This window comes from Streptomyces sp. 6-11-2, from assembly GCF_006540305.1.
In the GTDB taxonomy this organism is placed as follows: domain Bacteria; phylum Actinomycetota; class Actinomycetes; order Streptomycetales; family Streptomycetaceae; genus Streptomyces.
Genome location: NZ_BJOR01000001.1, coordinates 5,521,119 through 5,539,753 on the forward strand (window position 1 = coordinate 5,521,119; position 18,635 = coordinate 5,539,753).

11 protein-coding genes are annotated in these 18,635 nt (G+C 70.3%); 5 read left to right on the forward strand and 6 right to left on the reverse strand.

The features are described 5' to 3' along the window. Nucleotides 1-774, reverse strand: a complete 774-nt coding sequence (locus tag TNCT6_RS24345; RefSeq protein WP_141362132.1) for an IclR family transcriptional regulator — start codon at nucleotides 772-774, stop codon at nucleotides 1-3. 167 nt (nucleotides 775-941) lie between these two features. On the opposite strand from TNCT6_RS24345, the gene TNCT6_RS24350 reads away from it, so the two are divergent. The 3 genes from TNCT6_RS24350 to TNCT6_RS24360 all read left to right on the forward strand — a co-directional run bounded on the left by TNCT6_RS24350 (nucleotide 942) and on the right by TNCT6_RS24360 (nucleotide 4,567). Beyond that, nucleotides 942-2,468, forward strand: coding sequence for an aldehyde dehydrogenase (NADP(+)) (locus tag TNCT6_RS24350; protein WP_141362135.1), 1,527 nt, complete (start codon nucleotides 942-944; stop codon nucleotides 2,466-2,468). A 219-nt stretch (nucleotides 2,469-2,687) separates the two neighbouring features. Continuing rightward, complete coding sequence (locus tag TNCT6_RS24355) at nucleotides 2,688-3,410, forward strand: DsbA family oxidoreductase (protein WP_141362137.1); 723 nt, start codon at nucleotides 2,688-2,690, stop codon at nucleotides 3,408-3,410. Nucleotides 3,411-3,481: 71 nt separating this feature from the next. Next, entirely contained in the window at nucleotides 3,482-4,567 is a 1,086-nt protein-coding gene (locus TNCT6_RS24360; protein WP_172633004.1) for an aminotransferase class V-fold PLP-dependent enzyme, read from the forward strand. A 234-nt stretch (nucleotides 4,568-4,801) separates the two neighbouring features. Here TNCT6_RS24360 and thpD read toward each other — a convergent pair whose 3' ends face one another. The 5 genes from thpD to TNCT6_RS24385 form a co-directional block, all read right to left on the reverse strand. Continuing rightward, nucleotides 4,802-5,689, reverse strand: a complete 888-nt coding sequence (gene thpD / locus TNCT6_RS24365) for an ectoine hydroxylase (protein ID WP_141362141.1) — start codon at nucleotides 5,687-5,689, stop codon at nucleotides 4,802-4,804. A gap of 7 nt (nucleotides 5,690-5,696) precedes the next feature. Then, on the reverse strand, nucleotides 5,697-6,101 hold the full coding sequence (locus TNCT6_RS24370) for an ectoine synthase (RefSeq protein WP_141362143.1): 405 nt from the start codon (nucleotides 6,099-6,101) through the stop codon (nucleotides 5,697-5,699). 76 nt (nucleotides 6,102-6,177) lie between these two features. After that, nucleotides 6,178-7,449: a diaminobutyrate--2-oxoglutarate transaminase gene (gene ectB / locus TNCT6_RS24375; protein ID WP_141362145.1), complete on the reverse strand. Its 1,272-nt coding sequence runs from the start codon at nucleotides 7,447-7,449 to the stop codon at nucleotides 6,178-6,180. An 87-nt stretch (nucleotides 7,450-7,536) separates the two neighbouring features. Continuing rightward, entirely contained in the window at nucleotides 7,537-8,076 is a 540-nt protein-coding gene (ectA, locus tag TNCT6_RS24380; RefSeq protein WP_141362147.1) for a diaminobutyrate acetyltransferase, read from the reverse strand. A 455-nt stretch (nucleotides 8,077-8,531) separates the two neighbouring features. After that, nucleotides 8,532-9,635, reverse strand: a complete 1,104-nt coding sequence (locus tag TNCT6_RS24385; RefSeq protein WP_141362149.1) for an alanine--glyoxylate aminotransferase family protein — start codon at nucleotides 9,633-9,635, stop codon at nucleotides 8,532-8,534. A gap of 127 nt (nucleotides 9,636-9,762) precedes the next feature. Here TNCT6_RS24385 and TNCT6_RS24390 point away from each other — a divergent pair, with 127 nt between their 5' ends. Together TNCT6_RS24390 and TNCT6_RS24395 are read left to right on the forward strand one after the other, a co-directional pair. Beyond that, a complete protein-coding gene (locus TNCT6_RS24390) occupies nucleotides 9,763-10,860 on the forward strand; it encodes an amidohydrolase family protein (protein WP_141362151.1) in 1,098 nt (365 codons plus the stop codon). 324 nt (nucleotides 10,861-11,184) lie between these two features. Then, on the forward strand, nucleotides 11,185-18,519 hold the full coding sequence (locus tag TNCT6_RS24395; RefSeq protein WP_141362153.1) for a DNRLRE domain-containing protein: 7,335 nt from the start codon (nucleotides 11,185-11,187) through the stop codon (nucleotides 18,517-18,519). The last annotated feature ends 116 nt before the right edge of the window (nucleotides 18,520-18,635 follow it).

Sequence of the window (18,635 nt, forward strand, 5' to 3'; positions counted from 1 at the left end):
TCACAGCCTCCGGGTGGCGAGCGTCAGTCGGTCACGGGCGTCGAAGAGAGCATCCTTCACCATCTGCTCGTGCGCCGGCGTCAGGCGCGCCACCGGGACCGAGCAGCTGACCGCGTCCCGGGCCGGGGTGCGGTACGGGATCGCCACACCGAAGCAGCGCAGGCCCAGGGTGTTCTCCTCGCGGTCGACGGCGTACCCCTGCTCGCGGATCTGATGCAGTTCCTCGATGAGCCGCTCGCGGTCGGTGATGGTGTGCTCGGTCAGCGCGGGCAGCGTCTCCGGGAGCATCTTGCGCACCTGCTCGTCCGTGTACGTGCTCAGCAGCGCCTTGCCCAGCGAGGTGGAGTGGGCGGGCAGGCGGCGGCCGACCCGCGTGAAGGGGCGCAGATAGTGCTGCGACTGGCGGGTGGCCAGGTAGACGACGTTCGTGCCGTCCAGGCGGGCGAGGTGGATCGTCTCGGTGGTGTCGTCGGACAGCCGGTCCAGCGTGGGACGGGCCGCAGCGACCACCTCGTCGCCGTCGATGTAGGAGGTGCCGACGAGCAGTGCCCGCACGCCGATGCCGTAGCGCGTGCCGGTGGCGTCGGTCTCCACCCAGCCCAGCTCGACGAGTGTGCGGAGCAGCATGTACAGGCTGGACTTGGGATAGCCGACGGCCTCCTGGACCGCGGCCAGCGAGTGCATACCGGGCCGGCCGGCGAAGAACTCGAGCAACTCCACGGTCCGTACCGCGGACTTGACCTGCGCCCCGCCGCCTGCGTCGCCTGCCGACATCGCCCTGGACCCCTTCGTTCGACGAGAAGCTGGAGATATAGTCTCCGACAGAGTATTCATCATCAGAGACAGCGTTCAGTATATCGAACGCCCTGGTGGTGAACCCGAATGCGGCCGACCGTAGGGACCGGCCGGATACTGCGGCAAGACATGTGGAGGGATCCGCGGTGGCAGCACCAGTCTGGAGTGTCGACCCCCGTACCGGGAAGCAGCGGGAACAGGTTGCGGTGGAGGCCACAGCGCAGGAGGTGGACGCCGTCGTGCGGGCAGCGCACGAGGCGCGCGGGGCGCTCGCCGACCGTGCCGTCCGCGCGGCCTTCCTGCGCTCCGCCGCCGACCGGCTGGAAGGGGCCCGCGACCGGCTCGTCGAGGCCGGCGACGCCGAGACCGCGCTCGGACCGGTCCGGCTGACCGGCGAACTGGCCCGGACCTGCTATCAGTTGCGGGCCTTCGCGGACATCGTCGACGAGGGCGCCTTCCTCGACGTGATCATCAACCACCCCGACGCCACCGCGGCCCCGCCGATCCCGGACCTGCGCCGCTACAAGGTGCCGCTCGGAGTCGTCGCCGTCTACTCCGCCTCCAACTTCCCCTTCGCCTTCTCGGTCGCCGGCGGCGACACCGCGAGCGCGCTCGCCGCGGGCTGCCCCGTCGTCGTCAAGGCCCACCCCGACCACCCGGCCCTGTCCGAGCTGGTCGCCAGGGTGCTGCGTGGAGCGGCCGCGCACCACGGCGTCCCCGAGGCCGTGATCGGTCTCGTCCACGGCTTCGAGGCGGGCGTCGAACTCGTCGGACACCCGCTCGTCGCCGCCGCCGGCTTCACCGGTTCCGTACGCGGCGGCCGGGCCCTGTTCGACGCGGCGGCCGCGCGGCCGGCGCCGATCCCCTTCCACGGCGAGCTGGGGTCGCTCAACCCGGTCCTCGTCACCGAGGCCGCGGCCGCCGAACGGGCCGAGGACATCGGGACCGGGCTGGCCGGGTCGATGACGATGGGGGTCGGGCAGTTCTGCGTGAAGCCCGGACTGGTCCTCGTGCCGTCCGGAGCCGCCGGCGACGGCCTGGTCAAGTCGCTCACCGACGCCGTCAGCGACACCGACCCGGGCGTCCTGCTCGACCACCGGATGCGCGACAACTTCCTCACCGGCATCGCCGAGCGCTCCGCACTGCCCGGCGTCGAGTCGCCGGTCACCCCGGGCGCGGGCGGCGAGCACTCGGTCAGCGCGGGCTTCCTGACCGTGCCGGCCGGGAAGCTCACCGAGGACGGGGAGCACGACCTGCTCCTGGAGGAGTGCTTCGGACCGGTCACCGTGGTGGCCCGCTACGAGGACGAGGGCGAGGCCGAGGCCGTCCTGTCGCGGCTGCCCGGCAACCTCAGCGCGACCGTGCACCTGTCCACCGAGGAGGCGGCCGGCCAGGGACGCGGCGCCGAACTGCTCGCCCGGCTGACCCCGCTCGCCGGACGCGTGCTCGTCAACGGCTGGCCGACCGGTGTCGCGGTGGCCCCCGCCCAGCACCACGGCGGCCCCTACCCCGCGACGACCTCGACGTCCACCTCCGTGGGCGGTACGGCGATCGAGCGGTGGATGCGCCCGGTGGCGTACCAGAACGCCCCGGAGGCGCTGCTGCCGCCGGAGCTGCGCGACGACAACCCGCTCGGGCTGCCCCGCCGCTTCAACGGCCAACTGGAGCGCTGAGCGGCCGCACCCAACCGGATCACCGGGCTTCCGCGCCCTCCCTTCCCCGGCATGCCTCGCACGACCGACGGCAGCGTGCGCGGACGCCCGGTGATCCGACCTGCGGGCGCGGCGCCTCCAGGCCCGTGACCGGGGAATGAAACCCGCTGATTGAACGTTCACGGACCCGGCGGAGGACGTCCACCTCCGCCTCCGTACGAGCGGGAGAGAGCCGAGAGCATGCGCGTCGAGATCTGGTCGGACATCGCCTGTCCCTGGTGCTACGTCGGGAAGGCACGCTTCGAGAAGGCACTCGCGGCCTTCCCGCACCGGGAACAGGTCGAGGTGGTGCACCGGTCGTTCGAGCTGGATCCGGGGCGGGCCAAGGACGACGTGCAGCCGGTGATCACCATGCTCACCAAGAAGTACGGGATGAGCGAGGCACAGGCGCACGACGGCGAGGAGAACCTGGGACGGCAGGCCGCCGACGAGGGGCTCGCGTACCGCACCCGGGGCCGGGACCACGGCAACACCTTCGACATGCACCGCCTGCTGCACCTCGCCAAGGAGCACGGCAGGCAGAGCGAGCTGCTGGACGCGCTGTACCGGGCGAACTTCGCCGAGGAGCGGTCCGTCTTCACCGAGGGCGCCGAACGGCTGGTGGAGCTGGCCGTCGCCGCCGGGCTCGACGCCGACACCGCCCGGAAGGTGCTCGCCGACCCCGACGCCTACGCCGCCGAGGTCCGCGCCGACGAGCGGGAGGCCGCGCAACTCGGTGCATCCGGGGTGCCGTTCTTCGTGCTCGACCGGAAGTACGGCGTCTCCGGCGCCCAGCCCGCCGAGGTCTTCACCCAGGCCCTCACCCAGGCGTGGGGCGAACGCTCGCCGCTGACCCTCCTCCAGGACGGCGACGCGGACGGGGACGCCTGCGGCCCGGACGGATGCGCGGTGCCGCGGAGCTGACCGGCGAGGACGAACCGCAGGTCGGGGCGGACTCATAAGGGATCCTTCGGAGCACTCGGCAGAAACGCGCGATGGACGGGGGCCGCGACGGGCCCCACAGTGGACCCATGGAAACCTTCGAGACCCTCGTCCGCGCCGAGTTCGCCCCGAAGACCACCTATCTGAACAGCGCGACCCTCGGTCTCCTGCCCGCCCGGACGGTGGAGGCCCTGGGCACCGCCGTGGCGGCGGCCGCCGCCGGGCAGCCGACCGACATGTTCGCCGACGTCGAGGCCGCCCGCGCCTCCTTCGCCCGGCTGATGAAGGTGCCGGACCGGCGCGTCGCGGCCGGCGCCTCCGTCGCCGTCTACACCGGGCTGATCGCCGCCGCACTGCCCGAGGGCGCCGAAGTCCTCACCGCCGAGGGCGACTTCAGCTCCCTGGTGAACCCCTTCCACGTCCGCCGGGACCTGAAGGTGCGCAGCGCACCGCTGGAGCGGATCGCCGAGGCGGTACGGCCCGGCACGGCCCTGGTCGCGGTGAGCGCCGCACAGTCGGCCGACGGCCGCGTCGCCGACCTGCCCGCCATCCGCGCGGCCGCGCGCGAGCACGGCGCGCGCGTGTACGTCGACGCCTCCCAGGCCGCCGGCTGGCTGGACCTCGACGCGAACGCCTACGACTACGTCAGCGCCGTCGCCTTCAAGTGGCTCCTGTGCCCCCGGGGCGTGGCCTTCCTGGTCGTCCCCGACGACCTCGGCGGCCTCGACCCGCTGTTCGCGGGCTGGGTGGCGGGGGAACGGCCCTGGGACAGCTGCTACGGCCCGGTCGAGGAACTCGCCCACTCCGCACGGCGGTTCGACGAGAGTCCCGCCCTCTTCTGCTACGCGGGTGCCCGCCGCTCACTCGAACTCGTCGAGGAACTCGGCGTGTCCGCCGTACGCGCCCACGATCTCGCCCTCGCCGACCGCTTCCGCGCCGGGCTGCGCTCCCTCGGCCACGAACCGGTCCGGGCGCCGGGCTCCCCGATCGTCGCCGTGCCCGGACTCGGCGCCCGTCAGGGCGAGTTGAGCGCCAAGGGCATCGAGGTCTCCCAGCGCGCGGGCAATCTGCGGGCCGCGTTCCACCTCTACAACACGCCCGCCGACGTCGACCGCCTGCTGGACGCGCTGGCCGGCTGAGGCCGCCACCGGGATCCGGACACGGGCCGGGGCCTCCCGTCCCACACGAGGAGGCCCCGACCCGTATCACCCCGGGTCACCGCACCGGGGTGAAGTCCCGCGCTCCGATGCTGTGTCTTCCGGGGGCCGACCCCCGGAAGCCCGGCCGGTTCGTCTCATCGCACCGGAGTGAAGTCCCGCGCTCCGATGCTGTGTTCTCCGGGGGCCGACCCCCGGACCCCCGGCCGGTTCGTCTCACCGCACCGGAGTGAAGTCCCGCGCCCCAATGAACTCCGGACGCCGTACCGGCGCCGCGAACGGATCCACCGCCGCGTTCTCCACGCTGTTGAAGACGATGAACACGTTGCTGCGCGGGAACGGCGTGATGTTGTCGCCGGAGCCGTGCATGCAGTTGCAGTCGAACCACGTGGCCGAACCGGCCCTGCCCGTGAACAGCTTGATGCCGTACTGCCCGGCCAGGGCGGTCAGCGCCTCGTCGGACGGCGTGCCCGCGTCCTGCATCTGAAGCGACTTCTTGTAGTTGTCCTCCGGTGTGGCCCCCGCACAGCCGAGGAACGTCCGGTGCGACCCCGGCATGATCATGAGGCCGCCGTTGGTGTCGTAGTTCTCGGTCAGCGCGATCGAGACGGACACCGTCCGCATGTTCGGCAGGCCGTCCTCGGCGTGCCAGGTCTCGAAGTCCGAGTGCCAGTAGAAGCCGCTGGCCCCGAAGCCCGGCTTGACGTTGATCCGCGACTGGTGGACGTAGACGTCCGAGCCGAGGATCTGCCGGGCCCGCCCGACGACGCGCTCGTCGCGCACCAGCCCGGCGAACACCTCGCTGATGCGGTGCACCTCGAAGACCGAGCGGATCTCCTTGGACTTCGGCTCCACGACGGAGCGTTCGTCGGCCCGGATCGCCGGGTCGCCCACCAGCCGGTCCAGCTCCCGCCGGTAGACGGCGACCTCGTCCTCGGTGATCAGCTGGTCGACGGCGAGGAAGCCGTCGCGCTCGAACGACTGGAGGCCGGCGACGTCGAACGGTCCGGGCGTGTCGGGGGAGCCCCAGACGACCGGGTCCTGGCGGGGAGTGGTCACCTCGGTGGTGCCGCGGGTGGGGTACAGGTCGGTGACGTCGGTCATCGGGTGTTCACACCTCCTCGGGCTCGGTGAGCAGGGGGTAGACGCCGTTCTCGTCGTGGTCCTCCCGACCGGTGACGGGCGGGTTGAACACGCAGACGCAGCGGAAGTCCTCCTTGACGCGGAGCGTGTGCCGCTCGTGTCCGTCGAGGAGGTACATGGTCCCGGGCGTGATCGTGTAGGTCTTCCCGGTCTCGCGGTCGGTCAGCTCGGCCTCGCCCTCGACGCAGACGACGGCCTCGATGTGGTTCGCGTACCACATCGACGTCTCCGTACCCGCGTACAGGATCGTCTCGTGCACGGAGAAGCCGACCTTCTCCTTGGCGAGGACGATGCGCTTGCTCTCCCAGGTGCCGGACGCGGCCTTCACATGCCGGTCGGTGCCTTCGATGTCCTTGAACGAACGGACGATCACGGTGGTACGCGCCTCCTTGCGTCGTTGTTTCCGGTGTTCCGGTGTTGCGTTGTACTGGTGCTCTGCCGCTCGGTGGTCAGGCGGTCTCGCGGACCGCGCGGGCGAGGACGCTCATGCCCTCGTCCAGCTCCTCGGGGGTGATGGTCAGCGCCGGCAGCAGCTTGACGACCTCGCCCTGCGGGCCGGACGTCTCGACCAGCAGCCCGAGGTCGAAGGCGCGCCGCGCGATCCGCCCGGCCCGCTGCGGGTCGTGGAACTCCAGGCCCCACACCAGACCCCGGCCCCGGTACTCCTTGACGTCCGCGAGGTTCTCCTCGGTGATCGAGATCAGCCACTGCTCCAGCAGCTCCCCGCGGGCGCGGGTCTGCTTCTCCATCGCCGAGCCGTCCGTCCAGTAGGCCTCCAGGGCGGCCGTGGCCGTGACGAACGCCGGGTTGTTGCCGCGGAAGGTGCCGTTGTGCTCGCCCGGCTCCCACACGTCCAGCTCCGGCCGGAACAGGCACAGCGACATCGGCAGGCCGTAGCCGCTGATGGACTTGGAGACGGTGACGATGTCGGGCACGATGCCGGCCTCCTCGAAGGAGAAGAAGGCCCCGGTGCGCCCGCATCCCATCTGGATGTCGTCGACGATCAGCAGCATGTCCTGCCGCTCGCACAGCTCCTTGAGCGCGCGCAGCCACTCGGGCCGGGCGACGTTGATGCCGCCCTCGCCCTGCACCGTCTCGACGATCACGGCGGCCGGCTTGTTCAGACCGGAGCCCTGGTCCTCCAGGAGCCGCTCGAACCACAGGAAGTCCGGGACCTTGCCGTCGAAGTAGTTGTCGAACGGCATGGGTGTGCCGTGCACGAGCGGGATGCCGGCGCCGGCCCGCTTGAAGGCGTTCCCGGTGACGGCCAGGGAGCCCAGTGACATGCCGTGGAAAGCGTTGGTGAACGACACGATCGCCTCGCGCCCCTTGACCTTGCGGGCCAGCTTCAGCGCCGACTCCACGGCGTTGGTGCCGGTCGGGCCCGGGAACATCACCTTGTACGGCAGGTCACGCGGGCGCAGGACCAGGTTCTGGAAGGTCTGGAGGAACGTGCGCTTGGCGGCGGTCGACATGTCGAGCCCGTGGGTGACCCCGTCGCGCTCCAGGTAGTCGATCAACGCCCGTTTCAGCACGGGGTTGTTGTGGCCGTAGTTGAGCGAGCCAGCGCCCGCGAAGAAGTCGAGGTACTCGTGGCCGTCCTCGTCGTACATGCGGCTGCCGCGCGCGTGGTCGAAGACGGTCGGCCAGCCGCGGCAGTAGCTGCGCACCTCGGACTCCAGGGTCTCGAAGACGCTCAGGTCGGGCTGGGTGATGGTCACGACGAATCGCTCCTCGGTGTGGGGAGTGAGAGGGAGGCGGGGGGAGAGAGGTGGCCGGGCCCAAGAGACGGAGGGGCCGGAGGGCGGTCAGAAGGAGAGCGGACCGATCCGGTGGAGGACCTCCGGGTCGTGCGGTCCGTCCGGGAACTGCTCGGCCCCGAAAAGGACTTCGCGCTCGACCGCGGCGCCGTGCCGGGCGGCGTAGGAGGTGAAGAGCCGCTCGGAGGCGGCGTTGCCCGGGGTGATCGTGGTCTCCACGGAGGTGAGCCCGACCTCGGCGGCGACCCGGGCAGTGAGCGCGTCCAGCAGCCGGGCGGCCAGGCCCCGGCCGCGGTGGCCCGCGTCCACCGCCACCTGCCACACGAGCAGGGTGTACGGACGGTCGGGCCGCACGTATCCGGTGACGAAACCGACCGGCTCGCCGTCGGCGCCGCGCGCCACCGCGGACGTGGCGGCGAAGTCGCGGCACCAGAGGAGATAGCTGTACGAGGAGTTCACATCGAGCGTCCCGGATTCCTTCGCGAGTCGCCAGAGTGCGGCGCCGTCGGCGGGGGAGGGGCGCTCGATGCGGAGCGCCTCGGGCAATTCTGTGTGGGGGGAATGCAGGTCTGCTTGGGCGGCAGTCATGTGGAATGAACTTACCGAGCAGAATTCAAAAATGCATCGCCCTCGAGCCTTACGTGAACTGTGCACATGTGTTATCGCGCGGGCGCCTGATCGCGCGAGAGGGTGGCGGTATGGGCAGGTTTGCCCGTTAATAATCGGGCAAAAGGGGTGCACCTGTGGACCGCATCACAGTCACGTAACGCTCCTGGGGGCCTTCGAATTGTGTCGCCGAGCGCTCATGAAATCTCTGCGTTTAGGCCCGAAGAAACGGGGCAGAAGAATGTGGGAAGCTGCCTGGAATTTAATTGCCGAATTATCTCGCGGAGAAACCCCGTCAACCCCGTCCGTCCGATTCTGGAGAATGCGGGCCCGCCGTTGTGCCGGCCGTTGTGCCGGGCATGGTCCGCAATGATGTCGCCATCATGTTCACGAACACCTCGGCATTCCGGCCGCCGGCCGGCCCGCCGCCCGCGCGCCTACCGGCGCCAGGCCTCCGCGACCGCGTTCCTCGCGGCCGCGACGTCCACGGTCGCGCCGAGGCCGGTCAGGGCGGCGCCCAGGGCCGTCAGGGAGGCCTCGACCACGTCCCGGGTCGCGTCGGCCCCGTAGTGGTTGACGCGGATCATCTCCTTGGCGAGCGGGCCGCCGCCCGCGGCCAGCGGGAGGGCGGGGTCGGCCGCCAGGGCGTGGGCCACCAGCTCGGAGGCGTCGATGTCCGACGGGGCCCGCAGAGTGGTGGCGACCGGGGCCGCCTCCAGGGCGTTGTGCACGTACGGCTCCAGGCCCCCGCCCAGGGCCGGCGCACCCGCGCGGGTCGCCGCGGCGGCACGGGCGTGGCGGTCCATCACCGCGTCCAGGCCGGCCGCCTCGATGCGCTCCAGGCAGGCCTCGAGCGCCAGCATCTCCAACTGCGCGGGCGCGTGCAGCAGCGCCTTGCGGCCGCCGCCGATCCAGCGCTCCTTCCAGTCCAGCAGGGACAGGTAGGAGCGGCGCGGCGCCTGCGGGTTCGCCGCCATCCGGGCCCAGGCGCGCTCGCTGACCGACACCGCCGACACCCCGGCCGGCCCGCCCATCGCCTTCTGCGCCCCGATCACGCACAGGTCCACACCCCACGCGTCCGGCAGCACCGGTTCCGCGCCGACCGAGGCCACGGCGTCCAGGTAGAACAGGGCGCCCTGCTCCGTCACGGCCTTGCCGATCTCCGCGACCGGATTCGTGTTGCCGGTCGCGGCCTCCGCGTGCACCAGCGACACGAAGTCGATCTCCGGGTGCTCGGCGAAAGCCTCCCTGACCTGGTCCGCCGTGACCGCAGTGTGGTACGGCACCGACAGGTCGTACACCGTCGCGCCGCAGTCGCGCAGCCAGTTGCCGAACGTCTGCCCGTACGGCCCGGTGATCACGTTCAGCGCGGTCGTGCCGGGACCGGCGGTCCCCCTGATCGCGCCCTCCAGCGGAAGCAGCGCCTCGCCCTGCATGATCACGACATCCTGCTCGGTGCCCAGCAGCCGCGTCACCCGGTCCTCGATCGAGGCGAATCGGTCGGCGCTCAGCGGAGCGAGGTCCAGGAACGGGTTCGTCACGGCGGTGCTCTCTTCGTACGGGCGAGGGTGAACGCGTCGAGCGTAGTCGGCGGGTCTGCCCCGCTTTCACCCGGCGACCCCGGACCGGGTGGTCCGTTGCGGGCACCGGCTCATTAAGGTGCGGTGCATGAGCGATCGCGCGGTGCTGCACGTGAAGGGTCGGGTGCTCGTCGGCCCGGACGAGGACCAGGTCCGGGACGAGTTGTGGGTGGTCGGCGGCCGGATCTCCTACGACCGTCCCGCCGGCGCCACCGACGTGACGACCGTCGAGGGCTGGGTGCTGCCCGGCCTGGTCGACGCGCACTGCCACGTCGGCCTCGACGAGCACGGACCGGTGCCCGACGACGTCTCGGAGAAGCAGGCTCTCACCGACCGCGAGGCCGGCACCCTCCTCCTCCGGGACGCGGGCTCGCCCTCGGACACCCGCTGGATCGACGAGCGCGAGGACCTGCCGAAGATCATCCGTGCGGGCCGCCACATCGCCCGCACCCGCCGCTACATCCGCAACTACGCCTGGGAGATCGAGCCGGAGGACCTGGTCGCCCACGTCGCCCAGGAGGCCCGGCGCGGTGACGGCTGGGTCAAGCTGGTCGGCGACTGGATCGACCGCGACCTCGGCGACCTGTCGGCCTGCTGGCCGCGCGAGGCGGCCGAGGCGGCGATAGCGGAGGCCCACCGCCTGGGCGCGCGCGTGACGGCCCACTGCTTCGCGGAGGACTCCCTGCGCGACCTGGTCGAGGCGGGCATCGACTGCGTCGAGCACGCCACGGGCTTGACCGAGGACCTGATCCCGCTGTTCGCCGAACGCGGCGTCGCGATCGTCCCGACCCTCGTCAACATCGCGACCTTCCCCCGCCTCGCCGACGGCGGCGAGGCCAGGTTCCCGCGCTGGTCGGCCCATATGCGCCGGCTGCACGAACGCCGCTACGACACGGTCCGGGCCGCCTACGACGCCGGCATCCCGGTCTACGTCGGCACCGACGCCGGCGGCTCCCTGCCCCACGGCCTGGCGGCCGCCGAGGTCGCCGAACTGGTCACGGCCGGCATCCCGCCGCTCGAAGCCCTCTCGGCGACGACCTGGGCCGCCCGGACCTGGCTGGGCCGCCCCGGCCTCGACGAGGGCGCCCCCGCCGACCTCGTGGTCTACGCCGAGGACCCGCGCGCGGACGTGCGCGTACTGGCGGCACCGCGGCGGGTGGTCCTGAACGGCAAGGTGGTCGGCTGAGGGTCAAGGGGCCCGTCCCTCGCGGCCGACTTGTAAACCCCATCCGATCTGCGGAGACGTGATCGGATGGGGTTTTTCGTGCGCGCGAGGACACGTGGACTCGCTCAAGCGAGGACACGGTTTGATCACAGGATCTTCACAGGTTTCGAAGTCTGTCCCCTTTCGATGCATAGGCCCCTTGTCGTGTCTCTGTATGTTCAAGTCGATCAAGGTTATTGACCATGACTTGTCAAAGGGGGCACCAAGAAAATGAAGGAAGAGTCATCTCCGCAGTGGGGACGGCACCCGTTACCGTCTCGCACACGCCTGAGACGCACAGCCCTGGTGGCGGTGCTGGCGCTGTCGGTGGGGCTGGTCGAGGCGGGAACGGCAGTCGCCAAGCCGGTCTCGACCACCGCGGAGCAGCCGAAGCCGCTGGGTCCGGCGGAGGCGGAGGACGCGGCGTCGGCGCTGTTGACGGCGCGGCTGCAGGACCGGCGGATCGAGGTCACGGGAGAGCGGACCGACTCCACCACGACGTGGGCGAACCCGGACGGAACCACGACGGTGGACTCCTACACCGGACCGATCCGTGTGCGGGACGAGCACGGCACCTGGCGGCCGGTGGACACCACGCTGGTCGCCGGCGGCGGGGTGGTGGCGCCGAAGATGGCGGCCGCCGATGTGACGCTCTCGGACGGCGGGACGGACCAGACGCTGGTTCAGGTCGGGCGCGGGAAGCACGCGCTGGGCGTCGCCTGGGAGGGCAAGCTCCCCAAGCCCCGGCTGAACGGCTCGACCGCGACGTACCCGGGCGCGGTGAAGGGCGGCGACCTGGTCGTCACGGCCCTGAAGGAGGGCTTCACGCACAATGTTGTGCTGCGTGAACGCCCGGACGAGCCAGTGGAGTACCGGCTTCCGGTCGATGCCACAGGGCTGCGCCTCAAGGAGACCGCCGACAAGCGGCTGGTCTGGGAGGACGCCAAGGGCGAGGCGAGGGCCGGCGCGCCGGCGCCGGTCATGTGGGACTCCTCGCACGACAAGGCCTCCGGGGAGCCCGAACACCTGGCGCCGGTCGACGTGGACATCGTCGACGCCGAGGACGGCAAGGGGCAGGTGCTGGTGCTCAAGCCCAGCGCCGCGTTCCTGTCGGATCCCGACGTGACGTATCCGGTGACGATCGACCCGACCGACTCGCTGATGGGTCCGACGACCGACACCTGGGTGCAGTACAAGGACTACCTCACCTCGCAGCGTGGCTCGACCGAACTGAAGGCGGGCACGTACGACGGCAGCGAGAAGGCCCGGTCCTTCCTGAAGTTCAACGTCTCGAAGTACACGGGCAAGCACGTTCTCGATGCCAAGCTGCGGTTGTACTCGTACTACTCGTCGACGTGCAGCACGTCGAACTCGGGCATCGAGGTGCGCCGAATCACCACCGACTGGGATCCGTCGGCGATCACGTGGTCGGCACAGCCGTCCACGACGGCGACCGGTGCGGTGGTCGTCAAGGACGCCAAGGGCTACAACTCGTCCTGTCCCGCCGGGTACAGCACGTGGAACGTCAGCTCCCTCGCGCAGTCGTGGGCGGACGGACAGCCCAACTACGGCCTGCGGATGGCAGCGGTCACCGAGACCGACCCCCTCACCTGGCGCCGCTACCGGTCGGCGAACTACGTCAACGGCTCCCATGACCCGACCTCCGAGCCGTCGCTGACCGTGCAGTACAACACCAAGCCGGGCACGCCGACCGCGCTGTCCCCGCTGACCGGGGCAGCCACCAACAGCTCGAGACCAACGCTGTCGGCCAAGTCGACGGACGCCGACGGCAACACCGTCACGCTGAGCTTCGAACTCTGGAAGTCGGACGGCACCGCGGCCCTGCAGTCCGGCAAGTCGGTGGCGGTGGCGTCCGGGGCAACGGCGACATGGACACCCGGCACCGCGCTGGCCGAAGGCTCGTACAAGTGGCGGGCGATGGCCTCCGACGGCACGGACTCCAGCGCCTGGTCGTCGTTCCAGACGTTCACCGTGGACACAACCAAGCCGGGCGCGCCGTACGTCTCGTCCACGGACTACCCGCAGGACGGCAAGTGGCACGGCGGCGCCGGAACCTCTGGCAAGTTCACCTTTACCCCGGCCGCCGGCACCACTGACCTGGCCGGGTACGTGTACTCGCTGGACGGCGCCGCGGCGCAGACGGTGACGGCCACCGGCTCGACCGCGGTCACGCTCACCCCGGCCGCGGACGGTCACCGCGCCCTGCGGGTGCAGGCCAAGGACAAGGCCGGCAACGTATCCACGGCCGTCACCTACGACTTCCTCGTCGGCCAGGGTGCCATGGTGCAGCCCGCCGAGGGCGCCGTCAGCGCCCGCCGGGTGAAGCTGGAGGTCGACGCGCAGCCCAAGTACACGCGGGTCACCTTCCAGTGGCGGCGCGGTCCGGGGGCGTCCGTCTACGACGTTCCGCTGGCGAACCTGACCAAGGCCGACAACACCCCGTTCACGGCGCAGAAGACGCCGCTGTCCGCCATGGGCCCGCACGCCAACTGGTCCGTGCTGGAAACCCTCGGCCAGATCGGCGGCGTGGTCCAGGTACGGGCGCAGCTCTATACGGACAACGACGCGGATGCCGCGTACATCAGCGAGTGGCGGGGCTTCACCGTCGACCCGAACGCCGACGGCGCCGCCTCCGAGGAGGTCGGCCCCGGCTCGGTGAACCTGCTCACCGGTGACTACTCCGTCGGCGTGACCGACGCCGACGAGTTCGGCCTGTCCTCCACCCGCACCGCCTCCTCCCGCGGCACCGACCGCGGCTGGATGCCGCAGGGTGAGCGGCTGACCGCCAACCAGCAGGACATATCCACCGACACCAGCGGCTTCACCGCCACCACGGCGACCCTCAGCCGTGTCACCAACCTCGGCCAGGACGGCTCCACCGACTCGCTGAAGGTCCTCCCGACATCCAGCACGAGCGCCGACACCTACGCGTCGGTCGGCGGCGACAGCGGAGCGCTGCGACTCGGCATGAAGCCGGGCAAGACCTACCGCTTCTCCGTCTGGGCCTACGTCCCGTCGGCGACCGGCCTGTCTCCGCAGCACACCAACGGCCTGCGGCTGTATGCCGCCTTCGCCACGCCGTCGGGCACCGTGACGAAGACCTCGCGGAAGGTGCCGTACACCGACGCCTGGGCGGAACTGACGCTGGACTTCACCGTCCCGGCCGACGCCACCTCCGCCTACCTGCGGCTGTACAACGGCTTCGCCGCGGACTCCGGCAAGGCGGTGCACTACGACCACCTGTCGCTGCGCGAGTTGGTCGCGCCCTTCGGGCCCGAGTGGGCCGGCGGCGCATCCGGGGGTGTCACGGACAACGACTACTTCTCGCTGACCTTCCCGGGCAAGGACGTGGCGGTCATCACCGCCTACGACGACACCACCGTCACGTTCGCCAAGAGCTCCGACGGCTCCTTCAGCCCCGAGCCCGGTGCCGAAGGACTGATCCTGAGGGCGTCAGGCAGCAGCTATCTGCTGACCGACGACGACGGCACGATCACCACGTTCAAGAAGCAGACCGGCTCGGACGTGTACGTGGTCGAGTCCGTTTCCGGCACGGACGAGGCATCCACCAGTCGGTACACGTACGACACGACCGACGGCCGCTCCCTGGTCAAGCGGGTGATCGGCGAGGCAGAGCCGGGCGTCGACGACACCGCGCAGTGCACCGGCAGCGCGCCGGCGCGTGGCTGCGAGGTGCTGGAGTACGTCTACGCCACCTCCACCACCGCCACCGTCAGCACTCCCGGCGACGTGGTCGACCGGGTCAAGGCGGTGCGGATCTGGTCGTGGGACCCGGACGCCGGCGAGGTCAACGCCGTCGACGTGGCGACCTACCGCTACGACCTGACTGGTCGTCTGGTGGAGGTGTGGGACCCGCGCAAGGCGTCGAGCGGCGACACCACCACGTTCAGGACGAAGTACGCCTACGACAGCGCCGGCCGCCTCACCTCCATCGACACCACCGGTGAGCTGCCGTGGTACTTCGACTACGGCAAGGCCGGAGCCGATCAGGACCCGGGCAGGCTGCTGAAGGTCCGCCGCCCCGCGCTCAAGCCGGGCAGCAAGGACGTCGTCGAGGGCGAGACCGCCTCCAAGGTGGTCTACGAGGTGCCCCTGACCCGCGCCAAGGGCGGCCCGTACGACATGTCCGGTGCCGATGTGGCCACCTGGGGCCAGGCGGACGCGCCCACGGACGCCACCGCCGTCTTTGACGACGAGTCCGACCCCGGCACCCACACCGCCACGGCCACCGTGCCCGGAAAGGACGGCTACCGGCAGGCCACTGTCCACTACCTCAACGCCTCGGCGCAGGAGGTGAACAGCGCCACCTGGTCCCCGACCGGCGTCGGCGACATCGACACCACCGAGTACGACCGGTTCGGCAACACCGTCCGTACCCTGGACGCCTCCGGCCGCCTGCTGGCACTCGGCAAGGACGACGACGCCGACGAGAAGGCAGCCGAGCTGGACCTGCCCGACGACCCGGCGGCCCGCGCCGGTCTGCTGGACAGCCGCAGCGTCTACAGTCGCGACGGCCTCGACCTGCTCGAAGAGCTCGGTCCCGTCTACCGGGCCCGGCTCGACGAGGGCGTCCCGGCCCAGTCCGATCCGCCGATGCCGGCCCTGAAGGCCGGTGAGTCGGTGGTCGTCCGCTCCCACACGGTCCATGCCTACGACGAGGGCAAGCCCGACGGGGCGGCGTACCACCTGGAGACCACCACCCGCGAAGGCGCCCGCATCGAGGGTTACACGGTGGATGTCGAGGTCCGGGTCACCAAGACCGGCTATGACACTCCGATCGGCGGCACCTCGGGCTGGACCCTGCGCGCGGAGACGTCGGTGACCACCGACGCCGTCTCCGGCGGGGCGAACCTGACCTCGACGATCAAGTACGACGCGGCAGGTCGTGCGGTCGAGTCCCGCAGGCCGGGCTCCAACGGCGCGGACGCGGGCACGGTGAAGACCGTCTTCTACACCGCGAAGGCCAACCCGGACGATGCGGCCTGCGGCAACCGTCCCGAGTGGGCGGGCAATCCGTGCGTCACGCTGTCCGGCGGCAAGGTCACCGGCGCGGACACCGCCCGTATGCCGGACACCCTGCCGGTCAAGCGCATCACCCGCTACTCCCGCTTCGGGGACGTGGAGGAGGTCACCGAGACCAACGCGGGCAAGACCCGCAAGACGGTGACCGTCTACGACGCGGCCGACCGGATCGTCTCCACGGAGATCACCTCCGACGTCGGCAAGGCTCTGCCGAAGGTGACCACCGAGTACGACCCGGTCACCGGGCACGCCGTGAAGACGACGGCCGGCGGCAAGACCATCACCCGTGTCTTCGACGCCCTCGACCGGCTGCTGTCCTACACGGACGCCGACGGCGGCATCACGACCACCGAGTTCGACAAGTACGGCAAGCCGGTCAAGGTCACCGACAACACCGGCTGGACCAGCTACACCTACGACCGCACCGCGGAGCCGCGCGGCTTCGTCACCTCGGTCACCGATAGCGTGGCCGGCAGATTCACCGCGAAGTACGGCCCCGGCGGCCAGCTGGTGGAGCAGACGTACCCCGGCGGTTACGTCCGCAAGGACACCTTCAACGCGGCGGGCGAGGCGACCGGCCGTACCTACACCCGCGCCTCGGACGGCGAGGTCGTCTACGGCCAGCACATCGAGCTGACCACGCAGGGCGCGGTGGCCTCCGACACCTCCTCCACCGACAGCAAGGAGTACTCCTACGACCGACTCGGCCGTCTGACGAAGGCCGTCCAGAGCACCACCGCCGAGGGCTGCGTCACCCGCAACTATCGCTTCGACGAAACCGGGCGCAGCGTCGCGGGCCGCATGAACCGCACCTCCAAGACGGTCATACCGGCTGCCGAGGACGGCTCGTGCGTGACCACCGGAGGCACGACCACGGCCAGCTCGTACGACAGCGCCGACCGGCTGCTGACCACGGGCTACACCTACGACGCCTTCGGCCGCACCACGGCCACCGGCACCGGCTCGGTCAACGCCTACTGGGCCAACGACCTGGTCGCGTCCCAGACCGCGGGCGACACCCGTCAGTCCTGGACCCTCGATCCCGCCCTGCGCTTCGAGGCCTTCACGACCGAGAAGAAGCAGACGGACGGCACCTGGGCCAACGCCACCAGCAAGCTCAACCACTACGGTGACGACTCCGACGAGCCCCGCTGGATCATCGAGGACACCACCCAGGGAACCCTGACCCGCAACGTCTCCGGCCCGGACGGTGACCTCGTATCCACCACGTCCGCGACCGGTGACGTGGAGCTGCAGTTCGCCAACCTGCACGGCGACGTGTCCGTCACCCTGGACACCGCGATGACGGCACCGAAGGTGCTGCTCTACGACGAGTTCGGGGTGCCCACCGACGGCCAGGCACCGCAGCGGTACGGCTGGCTCGGCGCCAAGCAGCGCTCGGGTGAGGCCCTGGACGGCGTCATCCTCATGGGCGCCCGCCTCTACAGTCCGGCGCTGGGCCGGTTCCTGCAGACCGACCCCGACCCCGGCGGCAACGCCAACGCCTACGACTACTGCAGCGGCGACCCCGTCAACTGCGTGGATCTGGACGGGCACTGGGGCTTCTCCTTCAAGAAGGCGTTCCGAAGGGTCGCCCGGGTGGCGGAGGTCGCCTCCTATATACCCGGTCCGATCGGCAACGTCGCCTCCGCCGTGGGGGCCATCTCCTACGCCGCCACCGGCAATTGGCGCAAAGCCGCCGAAATGAGCGTGGGCATCGCCTTCGGCTCGGCCGGCCGCCTCGCGGTCAAGGCCGTCAAGGCGGCCCGCACGATCCGCAAGGCCAGCCGAGTCAACCGGACTTTCTCCAGGGCCCGGTCGGTCTTCCGCCGCTCCCGGTGCAACTCCTTCGCCCCGGACACGCCGGTCCTGATGGCCGACGGCAGCTATATGCCCATCGGCGCCATCGAGATCGGCGACTACGTGGCCGCCACCGACCCCGAGACCGGCGAGACCTACGCCGAACCGGTCCTGGACGTCATCAGCGGCTACGGCACCAAGCACATCGTCGAAATCGATACGGACCTCGACCCATCGACCCCGCCGCTGGAAGCGACGGCGGAACACCCCGTCTGGGTTGTCGGCAAGGGCTGGACGGCGGCCGCCGAGGTACGGGTTGGTGATCGTCTCCGTGACGAAGAGGGTGGAGCGCGGACGGTGAATCACGTGGCCGACAGGGGCTACGTGGCGGACCAGCTCGTCTTCAACCTCAACGTGGGCAATGTCCACACCTTCTCCATCCAGGTCGGCGAGGCCTCGGCGCTCTCGCACAATGCTTCCGGGTGCGTTGTACGGACCTCGGCCCCCAAGAAGATCACTGGATACACGCGTCATGGGCTCCACCAGGCCATCGGGCGTAATGATGGCCGAGGTGTCAACATTCGTGCGATGCACGATGCCGTGAAGAACCCGAAGAAGATCAAGAGGAAGATCGACCGGAGGGGAGTGCAGTTCGTCTACTCAGGAAAGAAGGCGACTGTGGTTCTCAGTCCTCAAGGTAAGGTGATCACCACGTTCGGTCGATCACGCGGCAAGGGGATTTGGAAGCGATCGTCCAGACCCAAGTGGATGCACTAGAAGAGAACAGGATCACCAGACGGTGATCCAATGGTGACTGGTTGCTGTCCGTAAGCTTGGGCGGCGGACGGCAACCAGTCACTGTCTGGTGCCGAATCTGAAAGGACTCGGACCCT